At 48.6% G+C, this 25,758-nt stretch carries 25 protein-coding genes and 2 riboswitches; of the genes, 22 read left to right on the forward strand and 3 right to left on the reverse strand.

Going from position 1 to position 25,758, the window contains the following annotated elements; all coding sequences use genetic code 11:
• Positions 1-53: 53 nt before the first annotated feature.
• A riboswitch (TPP riboswitch) is annotated at positions 54-166 on the reverse strand.
• 320 nt (positions 167-486) lie between these two features.
• From AXX12_RS10995 to AXX12_RS11015, 5 genes are all read left to right on the forward strand, one after another.
• Complete coding sequence (locus AXX12_RS10995) at positions 487-945, forward strand: RidA family protein (protein WP_066242258.1); 459 nt, start codon at positions 487-489, stop codon at positions 943-945.
• A gap of 13 nt (positions 946-958) precedes the next feature.
• Positions 959-2,251, forward strand: a complete 1,293-nt coding sequence (locus AXX12_RS11000; RefSeq protein WP_066242260.1) for an FAD-dependent oxidoreductase — start codon at positions 959-961, stop codon at positions 2,249-2,251.
• Between the two features lie 168 nt (positions 2,252-2,419).
• Positions 2,420-2,531: riboswitch (TPP riboswitch) on the reverse strand.
• Between the two features lie 137 nt (positions 2,532-2,668).
• Entirely contained in the window at positions 2,669-3,037 is a 369-nt protein-coding gene (locus AXX12_RS11005; RefSeq protein ID WP_066242264.1) for a Na-translocating system protein MpsC family protein, read from the forward strand.
• A 332-nt stretch (positions 3,038-3,369) separates the two neighbouring features.
• Positions 3,370-4,389 (forward strand): Nif3-like dinuclear metal center hexameric protein, encoded by a 1,020-nt coding sequence (locus tag AXX12_RS11010; RefSeq protein ID WP_066242267.1) that lies wholly within the window; start codon positions 3,370-3,372, stop codon positions 4,387-4,389.
• A 24-nt stretch (positions 4,390-4,413) separates the two neighbouring features.
• A complete protein-coding gene (locus tag AXX12_RS11015; RefSeq protein WP_066242272.1) occupies positions 4,414-5,493 on the forward strand; it encodes a hypothetical protein in 1,080 nt (359 codons plus the stop codon).
• A gap of 155 nt (positions 5,494-5,648) precedes the next feature.
• Here the strand turns inward: AXX12_RS11015 and AXX12_RS11020 are convergent, their stop codons facing one another.
• Positions 5,649-6,095 (reverse strand): hypothetical protein, encoded by a 447-nt coding sequence (locus AXX12_RS11020; RefSeq protein WP_066242274.1) that lies wholly within the window; start codon positions 6,093-6,095, stop codon positions 5,649-5,651.
• Positions 6,096-6,282: 187 nt separating this feature from the next.
• Between AXX12_RS11020 and AXX12_RS11025 the strand changes: the two genes are divergently transcribed.
• From AXX12_RS11025 to AXX12_RS11045, 5 genes are all read left to right on the forward strand, one after another.
• Positions 6,283-6,744 carry a RidA family protein gene (locus AXX12_RS11025; protein ID WP_066242278.1) on the forward strand — a complete coding sequence of 154 codons (462 nt, stop codon included), beginning with the start codon at positions 6,283-6,285 and terminating at the stop codon, positions 6,742-6,744.
• Between the two features lie 26 nt (positions 6,745-6,770).
• Positions 6,771-8,240: a hypothetical protein gene (locus tag AXX12_RS11030; RefSeq protein ID WP_066242281.1), complete on the forward strand. Its 1,470-nt coding sequence runs from the start codon at positions 6,771-6,773 to the stop codon at positions 8,238-8,240.
• 17 nt (positions 8,241-8,257) lie between these two features.
• Positions 8,258-9,559 carry an FAD-dependent oxidoreductase gene (locus AXX12_RS11035; RefSeq protein ID WP_066242284.1) on the forward strand — a complete coding sequence of 434 codons (1,302 nt, stop codon included), beginning with the start codon at positions 8,258-8,260 and terminating at the stop codon, positions 9,557-9,559.
• 177 nt (positions 9,560-9,736) lie between these two features.
• Positions 9,737-9,976, forward strand: coding sequence for a hypothetical protein (locus AXX12_RS11040; protein ID WP_066242287.1), 240 nt, complete (start codon positions 9,737-9,739; stop codon positions 9,974-9,976).
• Positions 9,973-11,787, forward strand: coding sequence for a cobalamin B12-binding domain-containing protein (locus AXX12_RS11045; protein WP_066242289.1), 1,815 nt, complete (start codon positions 9,973-9,975; stop codon positions 11,785-11,787). The genes AXX12_RS11040 and AXX12_RS11045 overlap by 4 nt, the downstream gene beginning before the upstream one ends.
• Before the next feature lie 146 nt (positions 11,788-11,933).
• On the opposite strand, the gene AXX12_RS11050 is transcribed toward AXX12_RS11045, so the two are convergent.
• Positions 11,934-12,617: a hypothetical protein gene (locus AXX12_RS11050; protein WP_066242292.1), complete on the reverse strand. Its 684-nt coding sequence runs from the start codon at positions 12,615-12,617 to the stop codon at positions 11,934-11,936.
• 83 nt (positions 12,618-12,700) lie between these two features.
• On the opposite strand from AXX12_RS11050, the gene AXX12_RS11055 reads away from it, so the two are divergent.
• The 3 genes from AXX12_RS11055 to kamB all read left to right on the forward strand — a co-directional run bounded on the left by AXX12_RS11055 (position 12,701) and on the right by kamB (position 15,097).
• A complete protein-coding gene (locus tag AXX12_RS11055) occupies positions 12,701-13,147 on the forward strand; it encodes a DUF6917 domain-containing protein (protein WP_197470694.1) in 447 nt (148 codons plus the stop codon).
• 19 nt (positions 13,148-13,166) lie between these two features.
• Positions 13,167-13,907 (forward strand): FCD domain-containing protein, encoded by a 741-nt coding sequence (locus tag AXX12_RS11060; RefSeq protein ID WP_066242293.1) that lies wholly within the window; start codon positions 13,167-13,169, stop codon positions 13,905-13,907.
• Between the two features lie 77 nt (positions 13,908-13,984).
• Positions 13,985-15,097: a lysine 5,6-aminomutase reactivase subunit KamB gene (gene kamB / locus AXX12_RS11065; RefSeq protein ID WP_066242296.1), complete on the forward strand. Its 1,113-nt coding sequence runs from the start codon at positions 13,985-13,987 to the stop codon at positions 15,095-15,097.
• Positions 15,098-15,290: 193 nt separating this feature from the next.
• On the opposite strand, the gene AXX12_RS11070 is transcribed toward kamB, so the two are convergent.
• The gene (locus AXX12_RS11070; RefSeq protein ID WP_066242297.1) at positions 15,291-15,689 is read right to left on the reverse strand and encodes a DUF2680 domain-containing protein; all 399 of its coding nucleotides are present in this window, start codon (positions 15,687-15,689) and stop codon (positions 15,291-15,293) included.
• A 281-nt stretch (positions 15,690-15,970) separates the two neighbouring features.
• On the opposite strand from AXX12_RS11070, the gene AXX12_RS11075 reads away from it, so the two are divergent.
• The 9 genes from AXX12_RS11075 (at position 15,971) to AXX12_RS11120 (ending at position 25,695) form a co-directional block, all read left to right on the forward strand.
• On the forward strand, positions 15,971-16,639 hold the full coding sequence (locus tag AXX12_RS11075; RefSeq protein ID WP_066242300.1) for a TMEM165/GDT1 family protein: 669 nt from the start codon (positions 15,971-15,973) through the stop codon (positions 16,637-16,639).
• A gap of 698 nt (positions 16,640-17,337) precedes the next feature.
• Positions 17,338-18,051, forward strand: a complete 714-nt coding sequence (locus tag AXX12_RS11085; RefSeq protein WP_066242308.1) for a GntR family transcriptional regulator — start codon at positions 17,338-17,340, stop codon at positions 18,049-18,051.
• Positions 18,052-18,094: 43 nt separating this feature from the next.
• Positions 18,095-19,177 (forward strand): mannonate dehydratase, encoded by a 1,083-nt coding sequence (gene uxuA / locus AXX12_RS11090; RefSeq protein ID WP_066242311.1) that lies wholly within the window; start codon positions 18,095-18,097, stop codon positions 19,175-19,177.
• The gene (locus AXX12_RS11095) at positions 19,174-20,019 is read left to right on the forward strand and encodes an SDR family oxidoreductase (RefSeq protein WP_066242313.1); all 846 of its coding nucleotides are present in this window, start codon (positions 19,174-19,176) and stop codon (positions 20,017-20,019) included. Before uxuA ends, AXX12_RS11095 begins: the two co-directional genes overlap by 4 nt.
• 27 nt (positions 20,020-20,046) lie before the next feature.
• A complete protein-coding gene (locus AXX12_RS11100; RefSeq protein WP_231881868.1) occupies positions 20,047-20,577 on the forward strand; it encodes a TRAP transporter small permease in 531 nt (176 codons plus the stop codon).
• Complete coding sequence (locus tag AXX12_RS11105) at positions 20,577-21,869, forward strand: TRAP transporter large permease (protein WP_066242318.1); 1,293 nt, start codon at positions 20,577-20,579, stop codon at positions 21,867-21,869. The genes AXX12_RS11100 and AXX12_RS11105 overlap by 1 nt, the downstream gene beginning before the upstream one ends.
• Before the next feature lie 44 nt (positions 21,870-21,913).
• Positions 21,914-22,927 (forward strand): TRAP transporter substrate-binding protein, encoded by a 1,014-nt coding sequence (locus AXX12_RS11110; protein WP_066242321.1) that lies wholly within the window; start codon positions 21,914-21,916, stop codon positions 22,925-22,927.
• 303 nt (positions 22,928-23,230) lie between these two features.
• Positions 23,231-23,602 carry an ArsR/SmtB family transcription factor gene (locus AXX12_RS11115; RefSeq protein ID WP_066242325.1) on the forward strand — a complete coding sequence of 124 codons (372 nt, stop codon included), beginning with the start codon at positions 23,231-23,233 and terminating at the stop codon, positions 23,600-23,602.
• Between the two features lie 5 nt (positions 23,603-23,607).
• Positions 23,608-25,695 carry a heavy metal translocating P-type ATPase gene (locus tag AXX12_RS11120; RefSeq protein ID WP_197470695.1) on the forward strand — a complete coding sequence of 696 codons (2,088 nt, stop codon included), beginning with the start codon at positions 23,608-23,610 and terminating at the stop codon, positions 25,693-25,695.
• Positions 25,696-25,758 lie beyond the last annotated feature (63 nt).

A 25,758-nucleotide genomic window follows, 5' to 3' on the forward strand; every position in this document is an offset into this window, starting at 1 on the left:
ACAGTTATACTTTCTTGACGCTCTAAGAAAAGGCGCATCCGTACGGATGCGCCTCAGAAAATCTGCTGCATTCCCTACGCTGGCATTACCCAGATCAGGTTACAGGGTCATAGACCTTATCGGGTCTAAATCTCAGCCGGCCTCTCCAGCACCCCTTGCCTACACTATTATATTTATTCAATCATACACCCTGGGAGATCAGGAATCAATAGAAAAAATCTAAACAGAAGTATGCTTGTCATGGGATTAGCGGTACTGAATCAGGAGAAAATAGGAATTGTCGGCAGGAGTCTGGCAACATCTATAGAATTGTCTCAAAGGTCGCTTCTCAAGGATGCGGTGAACAAGAAAACGGCTTAATCCTTCAGATTTTGCAGCTAAAGCATACTTTTCTGCGGATGGATATCACCATATATCAGGTGCGAAAAAAAGATTCCGTAGGGAAGGCGTTTGGCTGATTTTAAGGTTAGAAAGGTGGAAGAAAAAATGGGATTTGAAGACAAGCTAAATGAATTAGGACTAACCTTGCCAGAGGTGGCAAAGCCGGTGGCTGCTTATGTTCCTGCTGTACGCTGCGGTGATCATGTGTATACCTCAGGTCAGCTTCCGATCGTGAAAGGCGAGGTCAAGTACAAAGGCAAGCTTGGGCAGGAAGTAAGCCTTGAAGAGGGTTATGAGGCAGCCAAAATTTGTGCGCTAAACTGTCTGGCGGCGGTTAAAAGTGTGGCCGGCAGTCTTGACAATGTTGAGAAAATCATCAAAGTAGTTGGTTTTGTCAACAGTGCCGTCGATTTTACCGATCAGCCTAAAGTAGTCAACGGCGCATCCGAGTTAGTCGCCAAGCTGTTTGGCGAGGCTGGAACACACGCCCGCTCTGCCGTTGGTGTAGCCCAACTTCCTCTTGGCGCGGCAGTTGAAGTCGAAATGATTGTCAAAGTGAAATAGGAGGTATTCAGCAGTGGCGAAAAAAGTAATAATTAACGGCGGCGGCTGGGCCGGCTGTGCGGCTGCTCTGGCTGCGCGACAGGCAGGGGCAGAGGTTGAGCTGTTCGAACGGACTGACATGCTCCTCGGCACCGGCCTGGTTGGCGGCATTATACGCAACAATGGTCGTTTCTCTGCCACTGAAGAGTTAATTGCCATGGGCGGCGGCAAATTATTTCAGATTGCCGATCAGGTAGCTCGTCATAAGAATGTGGAATTCCCAGGTCACAAACACGTCTCTTTATACGATGTGGCGAAAATTGAACCGGCGGTAAAAAAAGCGTTGCTTGAAGCTGGTGTCAAGATCCATCTCTGTGCCAGAGTAAAAGATATCGAAAAAGACGGTGACACCATTACCACTCTGATTGCCGAACACTACACTGAGAAGAAAGAGATCAAAGGTGTTGGCGATAGCTTTGTCGATGCCTCCGGCACGGCCGGCCCACAAGGCAACTGCACTAAATATGGAAACGGCTGTGTTATGTGCATTTTCCGCTGCCCAACCTTTGGACCGCGGATGTCGATCGCCGGCAAAGCTGGCATAACAGAGCTAATCGGCAAAAAGCCTGATGGCTCAATTGGCGCTATGAGTGGTTCGTGTAAACTTCTCAAAGACTCGCTATCGAAAGAGATTGTCGAACAACTTGATACAACCGGTGTTGCGATTATTCCTATCCCCAAGCATTTGCAAAAAGGAGAGGCGTCGTTAACGCAGAAGGCCTGTCAGCAATATGCGCTGGCGGAATTCAATGACAATATTATCCTGTTGGATACCGGCCACGCCAAACTGATGACAGCCTATTATCCGCTGGCGATTCTGCGGCAGATCCCAGGCTTTGAAGAAGCACGCTATGAAGATCCTTATGCTGGCGGCATCGGCAATTCGATGCGCTATGTAGGTATGTCGCCGCGCAATAATGCACTGCATGTTGATGGACTGGCTAATGTTTTCTGCGGCGGTGAAAAGGCCGGTCTGCTGGTTGGTCATACCGAAGCAATTATTACCGGCACACTGGCAGGGCACAATGCCGCTCGCGCCGCGTTTGGCCAAGACCCGATTATTCTGCCGACTTCCCTGGCTTGCGGTGACGCGATTGCGTTTGTTAAAGAAAGTATGCAAACCGAAGAAGGCATGACCAAGAAGTACACCTTCTCCGGATCTGTATATTTTGAACGGATGAAACGACTCAACCTCTATACTACAGATATCAAAGAGATTAAAGACCGGGTAGAAGAAGCCGGCATGACCAACGTATTCAAGTCATAAAGCAGACTTGATTCAGGTGGGGTTTTAACTCCATCTGAATCCTCGCCGCACTTATCCAGGGATTTAGCCGCTCTTGGGCTCCTTCTTTAGAGGAAGGAGCCCAAGAGCGGCTTGTCATTATAATATGCAAGGCCAGGCGCTATGTGCTTTTTCAATTACTGATTAGCCTTAGAAAATCTGCTGCATTCCCTACGCTGGCGTTACCCAGATCAGGTTACAGGTCGTAGACCTTATCGGGTCTAAATCTCAGCTGGCCTCCCTAGCTCCCCTTACCGATACTATTATATTTATACAATCATACACCTTTTCCAAAACGAATCAACTCTGAACATATTCTTCCATATCATTTCCGTTGTCTGTCAACAAAGAATATGTTATGGTATATATTAGAAAATTCTGATAGATAGAGGGTGCGTTATGGGTCAGGCGCCGATTGATTTAAAACAGGAAATTATTCGGATCAATAATAATTTGAATATCAGCATGTTTGGTATTGGTTTACGCAAACAGCGAGTTGTCATAGTTGATGATGATAAGATCATTATTTCCGCCGACCATAAACGTATTCCGGTTCTGGCTGTACTCGATCAGAGCAATCGCAGCATAACTCGCTCTGTCGATGTAGCCATTCTCGATGAATATAAACGGCGGTTGAAAGCTGAATTGGCCGATCAACTGCAGCTTCCAATAAAGTGTGTTCTAAAAGATTATGATCCCGAGTGTGAGTTAGCTCTGACGGTGATCGTACTGAGTCAGCCACTATCACGAGAGTTTGGGCGCTGTTGAAAATAGATTAAATATTTTTAATTATTAGAATTTGATAGCAGGAAATTTAAAAACTGCGTCGAAGTATTGGCATTAGAAGCTCATCATAGATGAGTAACCGACGAAAATTACATACTAGGCTGGCTGTAGGAGCTTTTTACAAAGAGCTGAAAGCTACCCTTTATCGTGTCGAAGGCAGACATGCGTTGCGCCGCTTGTTTGTTCCTAAGCGATTTGATGAGGGTAGCTTTTGTCTTTTATCAATCTCCAGCCGATGCCATATTAACTTCATAAAGGAGTGATGCAACGTACTTTGGACTCTACTGTAAATCAACAGTTTCAAGGAGGATGACATGACAAAAGTTCACGACCTACTGCATGTACTCGATCAGATTACCGGCGGGCGCTGTGTCCGCGACATTGGCGACATCTTTAGCGGCAGAAACAAATTTGTCGTCAACAAAACTTCCAATATTCCTGGTAAGGCTTGTATGGAGACGCCCGGACTAGTGTGCGGCAACCTCGACGCGGAGGTAAAGAAAATTGCGGTGACCATGACACTGACGGAATGCAATATCGAACTAGCGGGTGCCACCGGTGTTGACGCTATCGTCGCCCACCACCCGATTGTCGAAGCAGCCAATTCCGGCGGCGTCACCATGCGCAATTATCTCGAACTATACGGACTTAGCGTCTTTGAACTACATGAGGCATTTCACGGGCTGCACCCCGGCATTGCGTTTATTCACGGACATAAGGCATTTCGGGTTGACATCGCTTATGGCGGCATACCTGGCAATATTTTGTATGTTGGTCGCGCCGTGGATGAGGTAAAGACTCTCGGCGATATTTTGGACAGGCTAGATGCCTTCATGGGAATCGATGAAGAAAAACGGATGCTGTTTGCAGAACGCAATTCGCGCTGCTGTGACAGTATTATTGAAACCAATGTGGCCACCGGTGGGAAAATACTGCTTGGCGCCAGAGATAATCCTGTAAACACTATTATTCATATCTTCCCGCATACAGGCTTTACGCCAGCTCATCTCGAGAAAGTAAAAAGTGAGCATCCGGAAGCAGATACATTGCTGGCCTCGATTAGCAGGATGGGTGCTGACAGCGCGTTAGTGGCCAAGGCTAGGGAATTGGGAATGAATGTAATTATCGGCAACTCCCATGCCATGGAAATTCTCGAAAACGGCCTACCGTTAGCCTATGCCATTAAGAGGCTGCTGCCAGATGTTGAAGTTGTTCTATTCCGTGAACGGATTACCTCGACTCCGATTGCCATGGCAGGATCGTCAGTCATCAGAGATTATGCGGCAGATATCGCTGAGCGCTTCCTGCTGCCTAACGCCAATAAAGTGTCATAAATAAGTAGAGGAGGAAGTATAAATATGGCTCTGGATACTAGCCAAGGTACTGCTAAAAGAAAGGTAACGAACATTGAGTATCTCGGATTTCTTATGGTATTTTTGGCGATCTTAGCCCTTATTTACCCCCAACCTGTTGCCGGCGCCTTTACTGCCGCAGCGAGCAAAGTAAAGTCTATCGCTTTCGATGCATTCCTCATGAATGTTGGTTGGGCGATCGTCTGTGGTGTTATTATGGGGCGACTTATAGAAAGAGCTGGTTTTACCGACGCTCTTGTGCGCATATTCATTCCTATCACTAAACGCATAGGTATAAATCCCGCAGTTATATTGCCCAGTCTCTATCACATCATTGGTGATATTAATGCAGCTGGCAGAATCGCTGGCCCTAGCGTTAAAAAAGCTGGCGCCACGAAAGATGAGCAAAAAATAGCTATTGCTACTATGGTTCAGTCGCAGCAGTCCTTTTCGACTTTTATGCTTGGGCTTGTAAGTCTGACCTTAGCGAAAGTTAATCCGCTGCCAATTATTTTGCTGACGATCTTTTTACCGCTTATTATTGTTCCGCTTTTGCTCAAGACAACACTATGGCGCGATACAAAGGCTGTATCCCTGGATGAGTTGCCTAAGTTTACACCAGATACTCCCTTGCTAGCCGTACTGTTTGGGGCTGCGCGTGAAGGAGCCGAAGTGTTATTCCTAATCGTTATTCCTGCTGCAGCTGCTGTGTTTAGTATTATCGGCGCTCTTGAGTATGCTGGTATTTGGCAAGTTGTTCAAACCGGTTTATCTGGAGTATTATCGGCTTTGTCGATTGATGTACAAACAGGCATCGTATCCGTTTTAGCTGCACCGACATTAGCTATGGCAATGCTTACTAAGACTGCCGCTACTATGAATCCTAAGCTGGTGGTAGGTTCATTTGTCATTGCCGCTTCTGGTTTTCCTCTGGGTGTAGTTTTTGGTCAAATCCCCATGATCTGGAAGGGTGTTTCCGATTTAACAGAAACGGAAATAGTGAAGGCCGCTGTTCTTGGCATTGGCATGCGAATTATCACTGCCTGGCTGGTCGCGGAGTTTATAACACCGTTCGTCATGATGTAAGGGAGGTTTGTCTGACCACAAAAACACAATAAGGGCTATGGATAAACCATAGCCCTTGTGGGCACGAAGTGCACGCTTTTAAGCGCCTTTGCGGTCAAAGGAAGTGGCCTGTTATCCTCTGTGCACTCTGCGGTTACGTAACGATGGCTCCTACATTACAGACTCTTCACACTGACTATGTACTTACCGCGAGACTGCCAATCAATCTCTACCTCAGGGGATTGCAACGGTATTTCCCGGTAGTTACCATTTTTCTGAACACCGAGACTGAGATAATGGCTGAGCAAGCCCTGGCTTAGAAACAGATTCGTGTCGACGGCAAACGCGAGGGAAGCTGCTGTCTCAGAAGACATCTCTACCGGATGAGACGCGGCAGCTTCCAGAGCAGACAATCCGGCTGGCAAATCATCAAGCTGATAGCTCTGCTCACGGCCAAACCCTGCCAACCGCTTTTCGGGCAGCACCATCCCGTTTAATTGAAATTCGTCATGGCCGCGTGATTCATCGATGATAGTACCATCAGCGATCATCGCAGTTGAAAAGTAACTGCCTGGAATCACATCAATGGCATGTTGGGCCTTCCACTCAAAGGTAAATTGCATGCTTTCGCCTCCTGTCTAAATGTTGCTATATAGTATGAAAGACTTAACTAGAGGTGCCAAAACGGTCAAGGAAAAAAATCTTATTTGCTAGGCAGGAGTTTTATTAAAAGCGGAGAATTGTATATTCATAATCGCTCATCAAAGATGAGTAGCGAGAAGACATGCTGCTAGAAAGGTGGATGGTGAAATGAACTTTGAAGACCGATTGAAGGAACTGGGATTAACCGTACCTGAGGTAGCTAAACCAGTAGCTGCCTATGTTCCCGCAGTGCGCTGCGGCGACCTTATTTACACATCCGGTCAGATACCCTTGGTCAAAGGCGAAGTCAAGTACAAAGGGAAACTGGGACAAGAGTTGAGCATCGAAGACGGATACGAAGCAGCCAAGGTCTGTGCATTAAATTGTTTGGCAGCAGTAAAGGGCGTAGCCGGCAGTCTCGACAATGTGGAGAAAATCGTTAAAATTGTTGGCTTTGTTAATAGCGCAGCTGGTTTTACCGATCAGCCGAAAGTTGTAAACGGTGCTTCCGAACTGGTGGGTAAAGTGTTCGGCTCAGCCGGAGAGCACGCTCGTTCGGCCGTGGGCGTAGCTGAGCTTCCTCTGGGAGTGGCGGTCGAAGTCGAAATGATCGTAAAGGTAAAAAGATAAAAGGTAAAATAGGGAGGTTGGAGAAAATGTTAAAACCAAATTACAAGTTTCAGATGTATCGTCAACTACAGGCAAACATCGCAAACATCTATGGCGATGCTCGCAAAGCGGCCGATGAGATCGGTGTTCCGCAAGAACTGCGCGGTAAATTCGGTCTGACTGGCGCCATTTCCGGCTGTCCGGCGCCGTTGCGTGATGACATCATGGAATTTAGCGAACATGGTGCAAAAGAGGTCATCCCGCTTGCCAAGCTGGTAGACGAGATTCGTGAATTGGTTAAAAGCGTATATGGCGACGAGTATGACGCAGCTCCTGTAGCTACCTGCGAAGCCGGCTTGTGGGTTACCTTTGACTCACTGTTCAGCCCGCCGATGATGGGGCGCGGTGATAACTACCGCTCCCGCTATATTGCCCTCTATGAGAAGCATCTGCATCATCAAGGCAGCTATGGTCGTCCCTTCCCGCCGAAATACAAAGATATTCTGGCTGACCGCGGCTCAACTGCCGGCGAACTCGGCTTCTACGGCAAACGCCAGAATAATCTCGATACCGTCATGGTGCCACTGGCAGGTGCTCGCTATGACGTACACGGCATCAAGTCCCATCCGGTACCTCTGTTAACTGACGTCGATCCGGATGGTTCAATGGAAAATATTAAAAAACATGCGCAAATACATATGTCTCAATTGGCTGGTTTTACCGGACTGGCATATGAGACCCCTGGATACGGCTATGCAAAAAAAGATGCAGATGGCACTCCACTGCTGCAGAAGAAACTGGGTCAATTTGCCCAAGAACTGAATCTACCTTATGTTCTCGACAATGCCTGGGGACTTCCCTTTGTCGGCAGCGACATAAGGAAGACTGGCGCGGATGCGATCATCTACTCCATGGATAAAGCGACTGGTGCAGCGACCAGCGGTCTGATCATCGGCAAAGAAGATATCATGGTTCCCGTCCGCCGCGCGCTGGGCATGCATGGTGATCGTTTCGGTACGACTGCTTCCTACGGCAAAGCTGCCTATGTCGCATTTGACCCTGGTAAAGAGGCGCTTCTTAGCCAAATCCAAGCACTGAGAATACTGCGTGATAACCCAGCCGTTTTGACTAAGCCGGTCGATGATATGGAACGCATTATCCGTGAAGAATTCGCCAAAATTAACCTGCCTTCCCACTTGAAAGAAGGCATCCTCATCAGCAAGTCGTACAACTCGACTGCTGTCGAAGTCAACTATGAAAAAACCTGGGCGAACGGCCAACTGGGCATTCCAATTTTCTCGATCGAAGATATGTATTCAGGTACGAACATTTTCCAAACAGGTCTTGCGCAAATGGGTGTTATTCCGACCGTAGCCTATGACGGCAACATCTATATCTCCACAGGTCTGGGTACCTGTGACAGCAAAGGCAACCTCATTGAAGCTGTTATGCGCCATGGTGTTAAAGCGCTGGTGCGCTTGATCGAGATCACCTGCAAGTATGCCGGCATAGCCTAAAAAGGGGGTATTCAGCAGTGGCGAAAAAAGTAATTATCAACGGCGGTGGCTGGGCTGGCTGCGCGGCTGCCCTAGCTGCAAGAAAGGCCGGAGCTGAGGTAGAGCTGTTTGAACGCACCGACATGCTCCTTGGCACAGGTCTGGTCGGCGGCATTATTCGCAACAATGGACGCTTCACCGCCACGGAAGAACTGATTGCCATGGGCGGCGGCGATCTATTCCAGATTGCTGATAAAGTTGCTCGGCACAAAAATATTGAGTTTCCCGGTCATAAACATGTGACCCTTTATGATGTCGCGCTGATCGAGCCGGCAGTCAAAAAGACGCTTCTTAACGCTGGTGTCAAGCTGCACATGCATGCCAGAGTGAAAGATATTGATCAAGACGGTGATGTGATCACCGCCTTGGTCGCCGAGGATTATATCGATAAGAAAGAAATCAAGGCACCCGGCGACTCTTTTGTTGATGCGTCAGGAACCGCTGGACCGCAAGGCAATTGTATGAAATACGGCAACGGCTGCGTCATGTGTATCTTCCGTTGCCCGACCTTTGGCCCACGGATGTCGATTACCGGAAAAGCCGGCATTACAGAAATGATCGGTAAGAAGGCTGACGGCTCGGTTGGCGCTATGAGTGGCTCATGCAAACTCCACAAAGATTCTTTGTCCCGGGAACTTGCTGAGAAACTCGATAAGACTGGGGTTGCGGTGGTTCCTATTCCCCAGAACCTGCAAAAAGGCGCTGCGTCATTAAAGCAAAAAGCCTGTCAACAATATGCGCTGCCGGAATTCAATGACAACATTATTCTGCTGGATACCGGTCATGCGAAACTAATGTCAGCCTATTATCCACTGGAAATTTTGCGGCAGATCCCGGGCTTTGAAAATGCTCGCTTTGAGGATCCGTACGCTGGCGGCATCGGCAACTCGATGCGGTATGTGGGGATGTCGCCCCGCGACAATGCGCTGCATGTCGATGGTCTGGCGAATGTATTCTGTGGCGGCGAAAAAGCCGGTTTGCTGGTTGGTCATACTGAGGCCATTATCACAGGCACATTAGCTGGATATAATGCCGCCCGGACCGCATTCGGCAAAGATCCAATTGCTCTACCTACCTCGCTCGCCTGCGGCGATGCTATCGCGTTTGTTAAAGAAAGCATGCAGACAGAAGAAGGCATGACCAAGAAGTACACATTCTCCGGATCAGTATATTTCGAGCGGATGAAGCGGCTCAATCTTTACACCACTGATGTGAAGGCTATCGAAGACCGGGTAGAGAAAGCCGGTATGACTGACGTATTCGCGAAAGCTGTTCTGTAAGAAAATCGCTGCGGCGGTTTTTGCCGAAGCTAGGAACGTTAACCGCAGAGTACGCAGAGGATACCGCAGAGGGCTACGGTTATTATATAAACAAATCCGAAACCCTCTGTATACTCTGTGGTAAAACGTGCCTGCTTCTTCCGCCTCAGGATAATTTCTGGTTGGAGGGGCAAAACGATGGCTGAACCGTTAGGTCAGATAATGGATGCTCTGGACGTGGAAACGTTCTTTGTCTGCGCCAGCGAGGCCGAGGGACGGACGTATATGCTAGCCTTGCTGAAACAATGGGGCCTTAAAGATGTGGATATCGTGTTCGTGCAGCATGAGGGACCTGGGGCTCGAGTGCGCGGACGCGCCTATGTCTATCGTCCAGCAGACAAATACCAATGGTTATTGGGTGGGGAGGGACGGTCATGAAACGAGTACTGTTGGCTCCCCTTGATCCGGTACACGATATTGGCCTGAAAATGGTGGCTAGAGGGTTAACGGCAGCAGGGCATAACGCCCTGTTGCTGGCTCCTGATCTTGCGCCGGAAGAGATTATTGAGCAAGTGGTGAAACACAGGGCTGATACTCTGTTGATCGGTCGGACGCTGGGCTATGGAGTGGCCGAACTTCTGGCCCGTTTTGTTGACTTAACTGATGCGTCTGGTATTCGTGAAAAGGTGAAGATCGGTATCGGCGGTATGGCAGTTCGACCGGAATTGGCAGCTGAACTTGGTTTTGACGCAGGCTTTGGTCCAGGCACCGAGGTCGAGGAAGTTATCTGTTTTGTTGAAGACCGTGAATATAAAGCTGATCTCGGCAGGATCAAGAAACGTAAGTCTGACATGACCTCAAGCTATGACTATCGTTATCATCATCCCGGCATATCGGCTAAGCTGGCCCAAATCACCGATATGATACTCGATTGGGTCAAAGGCAAGAACTCGTCAGGGGTACGTCGCGCCAAAGTCCGACACGAGCTATGGGATGCTGCGCGCTGGCGAGCGCGTGAAGATATGAGCGAATTCACCAAAGAGTATAGTAAACACTGTGGCGAGATTCCCCGTAAGTATTTTGAACAAGGCGAACTGCATCCCAAGACACGCCGTTTTACCATCGAAGAGGTCCGGAAGTTTGAGGCCTATCTGCAAGAACTGAAAGAACGCATGAGTGTAAAAAAACTGCAGCACACCCGGCCTAAACCGCTGGTATTTAACCAGTATGGAACCGGTTGTCCATTTATGGACATTGGGCATATTGTGGCCAGTCAGGCTTGGGGAGTAGATGGGGTTATCCACTTTGATCCGTCATGGGGCGCTAGGACCGAAGGATTCATGGATGGATTTCTAACCCATCAAGAAGACGGAACAGTGATAACTCCAGCCAATTTCAACAGGATCCACTCGTCGCTAGAGTCGTCCACCTTATGGCAGGTTAGGGCGCATCGCGGCTTGAATACTCCAGAGACTGTGGTGTTGGCAGGTAAACTAGGAGCAGATCTGACCAAGATTAACATTTGCTATGGCGCTCTTGGCGCTGGCACCGACCCGGCCAGGATGACGCTGGACGGATACCATTCTATCCTTTACGCACAACAGTACAACTTACCATTTGACGTGGTTACCAATGAAGAATTGGCCGGAGTGCCTGCGCACAAAGCATTTGCCGGCATGCTGATTGTCGCCGATCTAGCTGTTCGTTTGGGGGCGCGTCCCATCCTGCAGCCGTTGTTTGCTTATTCGCCGGAAGTCATGCTGCGCGGTCTGATGGCAGACAACTATATCGATTACAATACAGCTAAGGTACACGCTTTGCGAAGCATTCTTAATGCTCCTATCTGGCCGGGCGCGCCAATCGGATTCCTCACCCACACTGAAGATCGTGTTCAGTCAGCCATGACTACTGCGATGCACGCTAGCTTAGCTATGTCGCTTGGGGTAGACGCCATTTCAATTGCCTCCACCGATGAAGCATATTCGGGCGGTCCGATTACGGCGTCAGCCAAGATCGACACACTGCGGGCGGTTCAGGAAGGATTCCGATTCTTTGGTCAGGCCTCCATTATACCAACTGCCAATGCCAATCTGTTGGTTGAGGAACTGGTCGAGCAAATCGAAGCTGTCTTGGATAGAGTCATCAAGACTGGCGATTTTGTAGCCGCCTTGCACCAGGGATGTTTGGGCAGCCGCGAAGACGGCGCATACCCAGGCAGGGCGGGCAAGGATACGGTAGAGATGGAATAAGAAAGAACACGAAAAATACGAACCACAGAGTGCGCGGAGTACGCAGATGGCATTTAGAGGGCACGGTTATTATATACAAAAAACCGAATTCCTTTATGTACTCGTCGCACTCTCTGTGGTCTCTGTGGTAAAATAACTCTATGTAATTACTTCGTAAACCAGAATGCGCTGTGACTCTTATTTCTCAGAGGCAGGTGTTTTAGCGCCTGGGACAGTGTTTCTTTGTTCTGGCTGATGAAAATTAACAGATCGGCCATCTCGGCAGGCCAGTTTTCGTTGAGAGACAATAATTGCACGTGAGCCCCCTGCTTTTTTAATCCATCTGACAAAGTGGTCAGCGCTGGCAGCAAGTCTGTGTCTGCAAAGATCAGTACAGACTGTCCGGCAGTGTTACTCAGATAAACGGCGTCATTGCCGAACACATTATGCTCTTGTTTAATTGTGATTGGCGCGCCTAGCGATAGAGCAAAAAAATGACCAGTGATTAGTAAATAGGCAAGTTGTTGTTCCGGGTATGTCTGCAAGACTACCCCGCTAACCGGTTCCTGGCCAGTCTGATGCAGAACCAGCGTATCGCCAGGGGTCAGCAAAGCGCTTTTTCCCCAGTGCAAGACAGCACCTGTAGTTGTCTGAAAAGGAAAAACAGCAACAACTTGATCATGAGCAGAAAGTGGCTGCTTTTCTTCCCAACGCTGTTTTTCATACACACAGACTCCCGGGTAATCACACTGGCAAAACTCTTTTCCCATTAACAAACTACAGCAGCGGCACTGGTCGATATCGGCCAGGACACAAGGGCAGGCATCCCGCGCTAAAGTCTCGCAAAACATGATCTTCCCCTCCGACTTTTCGTTTTTCCATCATATGCGAGGGGGTGCCAAAGCGTAACCCATACCTGTAAAAGGAGGCAATTATGATGAAAATCGATCCCTATAAAGCAGGTAAGTTTAAGAGTAGCCCCTATGCAAAGAAAAGCGATGTCAGGGGACCACTTGTTGTAGTGCTTGACGGCAAGATAGATGATCGCGGACTTTCATTGATTGTGCCAATTTCCCGCTGCATTAAGAAAGATGAAGTGCACGAACTTATTCTAACTGACGAGGCGACGGCGCATCCGGGCGCTATCGTCAATCGTATTGCCTATCTTGGTTTCTTTACCGCCGAACAGAGCGGAGTTCTTGTTGAAGGGGACAAAGTTACGCTAAACGGCCAAGTTGTTGGACATTTGGCCGGCTTTGACGAGACCCATATGCCTAATCATTTAAATATCGTCATCAAGACAACAGAACTAAAAACCGGGCTTGAGCTTTCCGCCAATCCTGGCGATCAAATAGTTTTTCAGTTGCAAGTAAAAGGCTAATTTACGGGGGAGTTATTTGGTGTTAAGTGAGAGAGAACGATTAGAATCCGACGTACTAGCCATTATTCGCGACGCCGATCAGCCTGTCGGCAGTGGACTGCTTAGCGCCACGCTCCGGCAGTTAGGTCATGTTGTCAGTGAGGCGACAATAGGGCGTTTGCTGCGCGATTTTGACCTGGCTGGCTATACGCAGAAAGCCGGTTTTCAAGGGAGAAGTCTGTCGACGGCCGGGAGAGATAAGCTTGCTGCGTTGGCAGACAAGGAAAGGAATTTGCTTTGGGGGGCTGAATTTGCTGATGCACTCAAAGGTCATAACAAGGAGAAATTGCTCGAGGTTCTCATTGCCCGCCGGGCTATTGAAAGCGAATTGGCTGCTCTAGCTGCTTTGAACGCCACCGAGGAAGAACTCAAGCAACTCAACGGCATTGTCGATGACCAACGGCGCACTCTGGCGGCTGGCAACATGACCGCCCGGCAGGATGTCGATTTTCACGCGCTGATTGCCCGTATGGCCCGTAACCGTGTGCTCGAATCGGCGGTAGGACTAATCCGCCAGGATACCCAGCTTTCCCCTGTACTGGAGTATATCCGTAAACATGTGAATAGCATGATTTATATTGATCATGACAATATCCGCAAAGCAGTTTCCACTCGGCAACCCGCACAAGCTCGCCAAGCTATGATCAGTCATATTGACAATCTCATTGCAGACGTGGAACGCTATTGGGAAACAACCGCTACCAGAGACGTTAGCGAATAAGAGATTGTCAGGAGTATACGGTGTTTCGTTCTTCCTTAAAAGCCGCATAGCGGTTAAGTTACAAGGTGGGTACTACCATGCTTGAGATGAGACTGGGCATAGCCGGTACAGCCAAAAACACAGGTAAAACAACAACAACTGCCGCCGTTATCGACGAGCTTCGCCGACGCGGTATTCCATTTTATCTCACCAGTATTGGCTATGATGGCGAGAATATCGACAATGTGACCGGCCTGCCCAAGCCGAAACTGCGTGTGGAGGCAGGCGATATAATAGCAACAGCTGAAAAATGCATCAAAGCCAGCACGGCTGTATTTTCTATATTGCAGGAAACCAGTGTTCGCACGCCGCTTGGCCGGATACTGGTAGCCAGAGTAGAAAAAGCGGGGCTGGCGGTCACGGCCGGACCGAATAAAAGTACTGAAGTAGGGGAAGTCGCTCAAATTCTCAGCCGGATTGGGCCGGGAATCACACTTTTCGATGGAGCACTAAACCGTATCGCTCCGATGATTGAGACTGACGGATTTATCTTGGCAACCGGGGCATCGCGCACACCTGACATTCCGCGACTGGCTAAAGAGACTGAGCGAATCTGGCGCATTGCTAATCTGCCAACCGTGCCGCGCGCGTTCGAATTGACCGAACGACGGCCAGAAACGGTTACACTTTTTGACAGCGATCTGGAGGTGCTGGCCCACTGGACCGGAGGTTCTCTACTTTCCGAGGAAGACGCGGCTTCAGCGGTGAAGGCAGCGTCTAGCGGCGGCGCCTACCTATATATTCCCGGAATCATCGGAGAGCGCGCTTTCGCCTATTTGGCCGAAAGGGCTGCCGAATTACCGAAGCAAATGTTTCTCACTTTGGCTGACCCGATTAAACTGCTGGCTTTCGCCAATCCGGTTGCCCATTATGACTGGATCGTGAAGTTAAAGCGCCATGGAGTATTGACAGGAGTGCTTAAGCGGGTACCGTTGTTAGCGGTTACGCTTAATCCGTTTTTCCCCGAATTTCGTTTCGATACAGAAAGCTATCGACCAGCCTTTGTCGATCCCATTCGCTTGCAGGTAGCGGTCAGTAAACAGGTGCAGGCACCTGTTTACAATGTGGTAAAACAAGGCATAAAAGGATTGGTTGACAATATCTTGTCTCAGGCAAGACTGTGGGAGCATCCAACAACTACAAGATTCTAAGAACAGTAGAAGATTGCTTCAGCCTTTGACCTCGGAATGACAGTGAGAGTGTGGCGTTTCCCTACCAGTGTCATCACGAAAAAAGCGCGGCGATCTTCTTGCAAATGCTTGCTATCGGTGGATGGCTACAGACAATTTGTATTATCGGTAAAAGGCAAACAGCCTTTGGCCAAAGGCTGTTTGCCTTTTACAATTACTGATTAACCGGAGCCTGCTGTCCTTGGAAGTTCGGGCAGTTTTGCGGGCCTGCGCCGTGCATTCCTCTGCCCGGGCCGTGACCCATTCCCATTCCCATGCCGACTTTGCCATCCTTTACAGCAGTGTCGAGGTGGGTTTTCATCGTTGCGATGCGACTGTCAGCCTGCTCTTGGCTGATTGCGCCTGCTTCAACATATTTTTGCATCATCTGTTTACGCAGATCAAGCATTTGATAGTGCAGTTTCGCCAATTCATCCTTTTGCGCATCAGTGAATGTAACTGATTGCCATTGCTTTGCCCCCGGACCCATATTACCGGGAGCTGCCATTACAACGCCGGCGGCAACCGCGAGAACCAGTAAACCAACAACTGCGAACAAAGCAAACTTTTTCATGTACATCTCTCCTTATGAATTTACTCTACTTGTAGTGTAACCGGAAGGTTTTACAAAAGTGTGTTATAGATGTGAACAGTTTGTGAAATCGTGTTGTTCCATGAAACAGAAGAACCGGCCCTTGTTTCTGATGCAAAGGGAGGGTTCTCTCACCTGGCTCTACCGTTGGTTCCGGCCAATCAACGAGACCTTTGGCATGCTTTTTCATGCCAAAGGTCTCGCTTTTTTATGTATGCGTAGCTGCCGCCGGGACAAAATAACAGAAAAATGGGAGGTTAAAAATGACAGCTTTTCTTTCATCATTGGTATTTGTCGTATTAGCAGAAATGGGGGACAAAACTCAATTATTAGCGATGGCGTTTGCAACCCGCTACCACTGGCAAACCGTCATGTGGGGCGTGTTTGCCGCGACGGTGCTTAACCACTTGTTAGCAGTTGTCGTCGGTAATTATATTACTCAAATTATCCCGCTGAGTTATGTGCAAATAGCGGCAGCGGCATCGTTTATTATTTTTGGTTTGTGGACGATTCGCGGTGATGAACTCAATGGTGAAGAGAAAGCGACTGGACGTAGTCCGTTCTGGACTGTTGCAATTGCTTTTTTTATTGCTGAGATGGGGGACAAGACCCAATTAGCTACGATTGCGCTGGCGGCCCAGTTCAACACCATATTGCCGGTTTGGCTGGGGACGACCAGCGGTATGATGGTGGCTGACGCAATTGGAATAGTTTTCGGCGTGGTCTTTGGCAAGCGAATTCCGGAGCGAGCTGTCAAATGGTTTGCAGCTATCGTCTTTATCGCCTTTGGTGTGATTGGCTTGTATCAGTCGCTGCCGAAATATCTGCTGACCACGCCGACTATGGTCGGCGGGGTAGCCGTCATGGGGATATTAATATTATTGGTAGCGCGTTTTGGACGAGATCGGGAAACTGAGCTGGATGAGGCGTAATCATTATAGCCATACAGGTTGTGTGCAGGCAATGGCCCAGATGCGTTAGGGGTCAGTCTTAACAGGCTGGGACTGTGCCGAAACATAGTTTCACACAGTCCCAGGGCTGAATACAGACTAGATGGGGAAACACGGACGCGGGAAACAGGTTCGGCGTGGGAAGCAGAACTGGCGTGGGAAGCAGAACTGCCGTGGGAAGCAGAACTGCCGTGGGAAGCAGAACTGGCGCGGAAAACAGAAACGGCGCGGGAAGCAGCCGAAACCAAATCCGAATCCAAGTCCAAGTCCAAGTCCGATTCCGGGGCCGAAACCTAAGAAGAGCTGACGGTCACCTTCATTTCTTGTTCCTGCTTCTGATTCGCCAAATTCAGTAAATTCCCAATCCTCTATTTCTGGATCTTCCCATTGATACGTTTCTCGTTTACGGGGCATTGAGGGTTCCACTCCTTTCAACTATGTGTCAGGTGTTCCACTATTAGAATACGCAAGTGCTTATGGTAATGTTACATAACGTAATCGGCAAACTCAGCTATTCGATTTCTTCATCCTTCCGAAGGAGGGGAATCAAATGTGTCTAGGTGTAAAAACCTAGACACATTTGTAATATTTTTAGATTATTTAAAAAAGATCAAAAAAAAACGCATTGATACTAGTATACCAGTAAAGTAAAATTGAATAGAAAGACAGGTGAGTAGTCTGTGGACATACACTTAATTGAGCGATTCGCCCAAGAATCCACGAGACAGTATGTGTGCAGGTTATTGCGGACTAACATCCTCAATTTGAAGCTTTCACCTGGCAGCGCTGTTTCGGAGAAAGATATTGCTGACATTCTTCAAGTGAGCCGTACTCCTGTGCGTGAGGCGTTTATTAAGTTAGCCCAGGACGGCATGCTAGAAATTATTCCGCAGAAAGGTTCCTATGTTTCACTGATTGATCCGGAGCAGGTAGAAGAGGTGCGGTTTTGCCGCGAGAGTTTAGAAAAAGAAATTATTAGGCTAGCTTGTACCGCCTTCCCCAAGCAAGATTTATTCAAAATCAGATCAAGCCTAACTTTGCAAGCCTTATGTATTCACGAAAAAAACTATGTGAGCTTCTTTGAATTGGATGAAGAAATGCATGGCGCTATTTTTGCCGGCTGCAAGAAGCCGCGCCTCTGGGCGATGATGCAGCAGATGAATACTCACTATAACCGGGTAAGAATGTTGAATCTGGTTTTTGGCTATGATTGGGCGTTATTATTGCAGCAACATCAAGAAATCTATGAGGCAATTTGCGAGCAGGATGTGAAAAAGGGTCTACAAGTGATCAATGTTCATCTCAATAAGGTAACCATTGATCTAAAGCAACTTCAAAATCAGTTTGGAGACTTTTTCAAGAACCAGCCTTTGTATACATCTGGTTTGGTGTGAGGCTTCAAAACGATAATAATGAATGTATAGGAGAGATAAACCGATGATTATGTCTTTCCGCTGGTACGGAAGACACAATGACAGTATTCCGCTTCAGTATATCAGGCAGATTCCGGGCATGCGTGGAGTGGTAACTGCTTTGTTTGATATTCCGGTTGGCGAGGTTTGGCCCCTGGAGCAGATTCTTGCTGTGAAAAAAGACATTGAAGACCACAATATGTTATTTCACACGATCGAGAGCGTAAACATTCACGAAGACATCAAATTGGGCTTGCCAAGTCGGGATCAGTACATTGAAAATTACCAGCAGACATTGCGACATTTGTCCAAAGCTGGCGTAAAAGTTGTCTGCTATAATTTCATGCCGGTTTTTGATTGGACTCGTACGGAATTAGCAAAGGTTTTACCTGATGGCTCGACCGCTCTGGCCTACGATCAGAATGTGCTCGAAAACACAGACCCAGAAACACTTGTTGAAGAAATGGAAAAAGGCTCAAATGGTTTTGAAATGCCCGGATGGGAGAAAGAACGTCTACGGGAACTAAAACGCTTGTTTGCGCTGTATAAAGATATTGATGAAGAAAAGTTGTTTAGCCATCTACAGTATTTCTTGGCGGCAGTCATTCCTGTAGCCGAGGAGTGCGACATCAAACTAGCGATTCATCCGGATGATCCGCCCTGGTCTGTATTTGGTCTGCCGCGTATCGTGACTTCGAAAGTAAACTTGGAGCGGATTATTCGTTTAGTAGACAGTCCATACAATGGCTTAACGATTTGCACTGGTGCGCTAGGAGCAAGTCCAAGCAATGAGATGCCTGATATTATCCGCCACTTTGGCAAATTAGGCCGGCTTCATTTTGGTCATGCCCGCAATGTGAAGTTTGATGCACCAGGCGTATTTCATGAAGCCACGCACAAGCAAGACGAAGGTAGCTTAGATATGTGCGGCATTATGCAGGCATTCTATGATATCAAGTTTACTGGCTGCATCCGACCTGACCATGGGCGGATGATCTGGGGTGAAACAGGACGTCCTGGCTACGGGTTATATGACCGCGCCCTGGGCGCAACTTACCTCAACGGCCTGTGGGACATGATTCATTATCAGCAGGAGGGAAAGAAATGAACGACAATCTAAAAGGAAAAGTGGCTGTTGTTACTGGCGGTGGCGGCGTTCTTTGTAGCGAATTCGCCCGCGAGTTAGGACGCCAAGGCGCTAAAGTGGCTATCCTCAACCGGACCCAGTCGAAAGCAGACGCAGTGGTCGACGACATTAGGCGAGCTGGCGGCGAAGCGATCGGTATTAGTTGCGATGTGCTTGATAAAGCCAGTATCGAAAAGGCTGCCGCTAGTGTGACCGAAACCTTCGGCATTTGCGACATTCTGATCAACGGCGCCGGCGGCAACCATCCCAGCGGCATCACCAGCAAAGAAACCCTGGAAATGAGCGATTTGCTGCAGAAGGATGATTCCGTAAAAACATTTTTTGATCTGACGACTGAGGGATTTGACTTTGTCTTCCGCCTCAATATCATGGGAACGCTGATTCCGACGCAAGTTTTTGCAGCGCAGATGGCGGGACGGCCGGGCGCGACCGTTATCAATATGAGCTCGATGAGTGCTCCGTTCCCACTGACAAAAGTGCCAGCTTACAGTGCAGCTAAAGCGGCTGTCGATAATTTTACCCAGTTTCTGGCTGTGCATTTTGCTGATGTCGGTATTCGTGTGAATGCCATTGCACCTGGCTTTTTCCTGACTGATCAGAACCGCAATTTGTTAACAAATCCAGATGGCTCACTGACTCCTCGCGCCAACAAAATTATCTCTCATACTCCGATGCGCCGATTTGGTGTTCCCGAGGATCTGCTAGGCACTTTGGTCTGGTTAGCTGATGCTAAGGCTTCTGCTTTTGTCACCGGGATCGTTATTCCTGTTGATGGCGGCTTTATGGCATATGCAGGTGTTTAGGAACTACGCTAAATAATATGGAGGTATATGATGAACGTATTGCGTCGCCTCTCGCTGGCAATTGATTCTTTCTTTGAGAATTTTGCCATTTGCGCCTTACTCTTTGTTGTTATTGTCATGTCTATTCAAGTGTTTACGAGGAAGTTTGCCAACTTTGTTTTCTTTTGGTCTGAGGAAGCTATTCTTTTGTCTCTCGTTTGGTTTGCGTTCATGGGCATAGCGGTTGGATTTCGTGAAGGCATCCACATGGGCATTGATTCATTGACTAACTATTTTGGTAAGCGTGTCAACAAATGGCTTGATGTCTGGATCGAATTGATGAGTCTGGCTTATGGCATTTATTTTGTTATTTATGGCTGGGAATTCACTGTTCTGATGATGGAATCTACTCTTCCGGCAACTAAGCTGCCTAATAGTGCTGTTTATTTGGTCATGCCGGTCAGCGGCTTTATGGTTTGCATTTATTCCATTCTCCACTTGTGCGGCATTGATACAAAACGGCATACAGCATCAGTCGTAGAAGTCGGGTCCGAACTGGAAGAGGAGGACTTTAAGTAATGGAAACAACAGATTTGGCAGTATGGACATTAGGAATTAGTTTTTTAGTCTTTGTATTGCTTCGCCTTCCGGTGGCTGTGGGTCTGTTCGCATCATCGCTGATAACAATGATGGTTCTTGACGTGCCGCTGCCTACGATTGGCCAACAGATGATTCACGGAGTCAGTTCTTTCTCACTGCTGGCAATTCCGTTCTTTATCTTGACCGGTCAGATAATGGGTGCGGGCGGTTTAGCACTTCGAATGGTTAATTTAGCTAGCCTCCTGGTCGGACGCATCCGCGGCGGCTTGGCTCTGGTCAATTGTATTGCCTGCATGTTTTTCGGTAATATTTCCGGGTCAGCCGCGGCTGACGTTGCCTCAGTCGGTTCTGTCATGATTCCGGCCATGAAGAAAAAAGGTTATGAAGCCGACTATGCCGTGGGTCTGACTATTTCCGCGGCGATTCAAGGTGTTGTCGTGCCGCCGAGTCACAACTTGGTGCTGTACTCCATCGTCGCTGGCGGCCTTTCCATTAAAAGTCTGTTTCTAGGCGGCATTGTTCCTGGATTTATTTTGTTAGCAACACTGATGACAGTTGCCTACTTTATGGCTATCAAACGTGGCTATCCACCCAGTGATCCTGTGCCTAAAGCCGAGTGGGGCGGGATTATTCTTCACGGTATTGTATCGCTGTCACCGGCGTTCGTTATCCTCGGCGGCATTATTTCCGGCATTTTCACCGCTACCGAGTCTGGCGCGCTCGCGGTTATGTACTCGTTCATCCTGGCATTTCTTGTCTATCGCGATGCGCCGCTATCAAGTTTCTGGAATGTACTGAAGCGGACCATGCGGACAGTGCTAATGGTTTACTTCCTGATCGCCGCCTCAGCAGCATTCGGCTATGTGATGGCTTTCTTACAAATCCCAGACATGATTACTACGTGGTTCCTGGGCGTTTCTGAAAACCCGATTGTTATTTTGATGTTGATTAACATCCTGTTGCTGATTCTGGGCGGACCAATGGATATGGCGCCAATGATTTTGATTCTGACGCCGGTTCTGCTGCCTGTTGCTAAAGCAATTGGTATGGATCCGATTCACTTCGGCTTGGTTTTGATCTTTAACGCCGGTATGGGTCTCTTGACGCCGCCGGTTGGCACTGTGCTATTTATTGGTTGTGCAATTGGCGGAGTCACCATTTCCCAAGGAACTAAAGCGATGATGCCATTCTTCCTTGCGATGATCGTCGTATTGCTGATCCTCACGTATATCCCGCAAACGGTCTTGTGGTTGCCGTCCATGTTTAAGTAAGGGTTCCCACCGGGTAACCGGAAAAAATAGGAGGAGGAAATTCAATGAACAACAAAAAAGTGTTGGCTCTAGGTCTGTCCGCGCTCATGCTAGGTAGTGTACTAGCCGGCTGTGGCAAAAGCGATTCAAAGCCCGAAGCGAAAGCAGAAGCTCCCAAGTACACCTTCCGTTTGGCTGAAACCCACCCTGCCGACTATCCCACTACTCTTGGCGATAAGAAATTCGCTGATTTGGTAGCTGAGCGCTCCAACGGCCGCATCAAAATCAACGTATTCCATTCCGCACAGCTTGGCGAGGAAAAATCAGTTATTGAGCAAGTCCAGATGGGGTCAATCGAGTTTACTCGTGTCAGCTCTTCGCCGCTTGCCGAGTTCAACAAAGCGTTTGGTGTGTTCTCCCTGCCGTATATTTTTGACAGCGAAGCTCATGAATGGAAATTCCTCGAAAGCGATTATGCCAAACAGATGCTGACAAATCTAGAAAAATCGAAATTTATCGGTCTAGCTTACTATGATTCCGGTTCACGAAGCTTCTACACCAAAAACAAAGTTACTGGCCCAGCTGACCTCAAAGGCATGAAGATTCGCGTGCAACAGAACAAGATTAATATGGACCTGATCCAGGCTCTTGGCGCGAGCGCTACTCCGATGCCTTATGGCGAAGTATTTAGTGGTCTGCAAACCGGCGTTATCGACGGCGCAGAGAACAATGCTCCGAGCTATCTGACTGCCAACCACTTCCAAGCGGTTAAATACTATGTCCTCGACGCTCACCAACGTGTTCCCGAAGTGCTAATGGCTTCGAAAGCAACTTGGGATAAACTGTCTGCTGAAGACCGCAAGCTGATTCAACAAGCTGCTACAGATTCCATCAAGTTCCAACGCGAAGCGTGGAACAAGTTTGATAAAGAAGCTCTCGATAAACTGAAAACCCAAGGCGTTACTGTCACTGAAGTAAAAGACGTGAAACCTTGGCAAGCGGCTGTAAAACCTGTTATTGACAAGTACAATGCTGACTTTAAAACCGAACTGGAAGCAATTGCAAAAGCCCGCAACTAAAAAGTTGCCGAAAGAGCCGTTGGCGTAAGCCAACGGCTCTTTTTCGTGAGCGTCGTCTTGAAGGTAGTGCAAGAACGGAACACTAGCGGCACGAGACGATACTAGCGCCACTACAGACGTACGTTTTGTGTCGATATTGTATCGCTGGTGCCGCTAGTGTTCATCGTACTATTACGCACCTCGATCTTATGAAGACCTAGACGGTGTTTTTCTTGAGAAAAATGCTTGACGTTTCTTATCTCAGAGCATATAGTAATATTAAAACAAACATATGAATAGATGTTCATATAATGGAGGATTGAAATGGAAAAGCAAGACTGCGGCTATGATCTTTGTGAACAACTTTGCGAGCATCCACAGACCATCTGTTTGGCTAGACGCGAGCTTTTGCCAGAGGAGACGGTGATTCGTCTGGCGGAGGTATTTAAGATACTTGGCGATCCGACCCGGGTCAATATTTTATCAGTCCTAGCCACACGCGAAATGTGTGTGTGTGATCTGGCTGCGGCGCTGTCTATGGGGCAGTCAGCCATCTCGCACCAATTACGGATTTTACGGGGCGCTCGGTTGGTGAAGTATCGCAAAGAAGGTAAAGAAGCCTGGTATTCACTTGATGACGATCATGTCGTTAGCTTGATGAAACAAGCGCTTGAACATCTTGGACACGGGGAGTGATGAAAATGACTGAAAGAGTATTGCAGCAATCCGTGTTTCAGATCAACGGTCTTGATTGTGCCGACTGTGCCGCGCAGCTTGAACAGCAAATAGCCGCCTTGGCTGGCGTAGTAAAAGTATCACTTAATTTTGGCGCTGGTAAACTGACTGTCGAGCATGACGGGGCTACTGATGCAATTATTCACGCAGTTGAAGGCCATGGCTACCAGTTATCGGCTCCTGGTCTGGCCTTGCCCAGCCGGTTGCGATGGCGTCATGACCGCCGTGCCCAATTGACGGCAGTGTCTGCCGTGTGCTTTTTGGCGGCAGTCGTGGCTGATTGGCTGAACGCAGTGTCTGCTCCGTGGTATGCATTGAGCATGCTGGCTGGCGGCTGGTTTACCGCCCGAGTGGGCTTTGCTTCACTTCGCAGTGGTCAGTTTGACGCTAATCTGCTAATGGTGGTCGCAGTGGTTGGTGCGGTGGCGATTGGTGAATGGAGCGAGGGCGCGATGGTTGTCTTTCTGTTCGCTGTCGGCAATCTGCTGCAGAGCTATACTGTAGATCGCACCCGCCGCTCTATCCGGGCGATGATGAATCTGACGCCGCCAGAGGCGACAGTACGGCGGCAAGGCATCGAAGTGGTTTTACCGATCGAGCAAGTTCAGGTTGATGATGTTGTCGTGGTTCGTCCAGGCGAACGGCTGCCGGTTGATGGTATGGTTCTTGAAGGAGAATCGGCTCTCAATCAGGCGCCAATTACCGGCGAGTCGCTGCCAGTTGAGAAGCGCAGCGGCGACATCGTCTACGCCGGCTCGGTCAACGGCTATGGGATGTTGGTTCTGACTGTTGTTCGTAAAGCTGCTGATTCGACGCTAGCCCGCATCATTCATTTAGTAGAAGAAGCGCAATCGCAGAAAGCGCCAATTCAGCAATTTATCGATCGATTTGCCCGCATCTATACGCCACTGGTTATGTTTGGGGCGTTACTATTCGCCGCCGTGCCGCCGCTGTTGTTTAATGCTCCGTTTGAGCCTTGGCTGTATAAGGCGCTAACGCTGTTAGTCATTTCTTGTCCTTGTGCATTGGCGCTTTCCACTCCGGTTTCGATTGTATCTGCCATTGGAGCGGCCTCACGCCGAGGTGTGTTGATTAAAGGCGGCGCCTATCTGGAAGAAATGGGCCGAATTCGCGCAGTCGCTTTTGATAAAACGGGAACACTGACCACCGGGCAACTAGCGGTAACTGATGTTGTCGCCTTTGATGGGGCTGGTGAGAGAGATATACTGGCGCTAGCTGCTGCGATTGAGCAAGGATCAGAACATCCAATTGCCAAGGCGGTCCTAGTTAAAGCAGAGGAGTTGCCGTTTCCAGCGGCAGGTGATTTTGCCATCATCCCCGGTCAGGGGGCCAAAGCAACGATTTCTGAGCAAACGCTATATGCCGGTAATTATCGGCTGTTTCATGAAGCCGATAACTTTAGCGAGGCATCTGTGATTGGCGAGTCATTGGCAGCAGCTGGAAAAACCATCGTCTATATTGGTTCGGCGACGCGAGTGTTTGGCTTGATTGCTGTCGCTGATACGGTGCGGGAGAATAGCAAAGCAGCTGTTGTCGCACTTAAACAGGCCGGAGTCGCACATATTGCCATGCTGACAGGGGACAATGCCGGAGCGGCGGCTAGTGTGGCGTCTAGTCTGGGATTGGATGCGTCGATGAGTGGTTTGCTGCCAGAGGAGAAAGTAGCGGTAGTTGGGAAGTTAGTCGATCAGTATCAGCATGTAGCGATGGTTGGTGATGGCATCAATGATGCACCAGCACTATCGGCGGCGTCGATTGGCATCTCGATGGGCGCGGCAGGGTCTGATGCAGCTTTGGAAGCAGCTGATATGGCATTGATGGCTGACGACCTAGACGGTATCGCCTATGCGATTCGGTTAGGCAGGCGTACCCTGACCATCATCAGGCAAAATGTCTGGTTTGCCGTTGGCATTAAACTAGTATTTGTGCTGCTTACTCTATTTGGCTTATCGAATCTTTGGATGGCAGTTTTTGCAGACACAGGGGCAGCTATACTGGTGACGCTAAATAGTATGAGGCTGATGCGAGAATAAAATATTTCAAAGTCTTGTATTCATTCGACTACGCGCACAAACGAAGCCCTCCCGGAATACATC

This window comes from Anaerosporomusa subterranea (genome assembly GCF_001611555.1).
Lineage (GTDB): Bacteria > Bacillota > Negativicutes > Sporomusales > Acetonemataceae > Anaerosporomusa > Anaerosporomusa subterranea.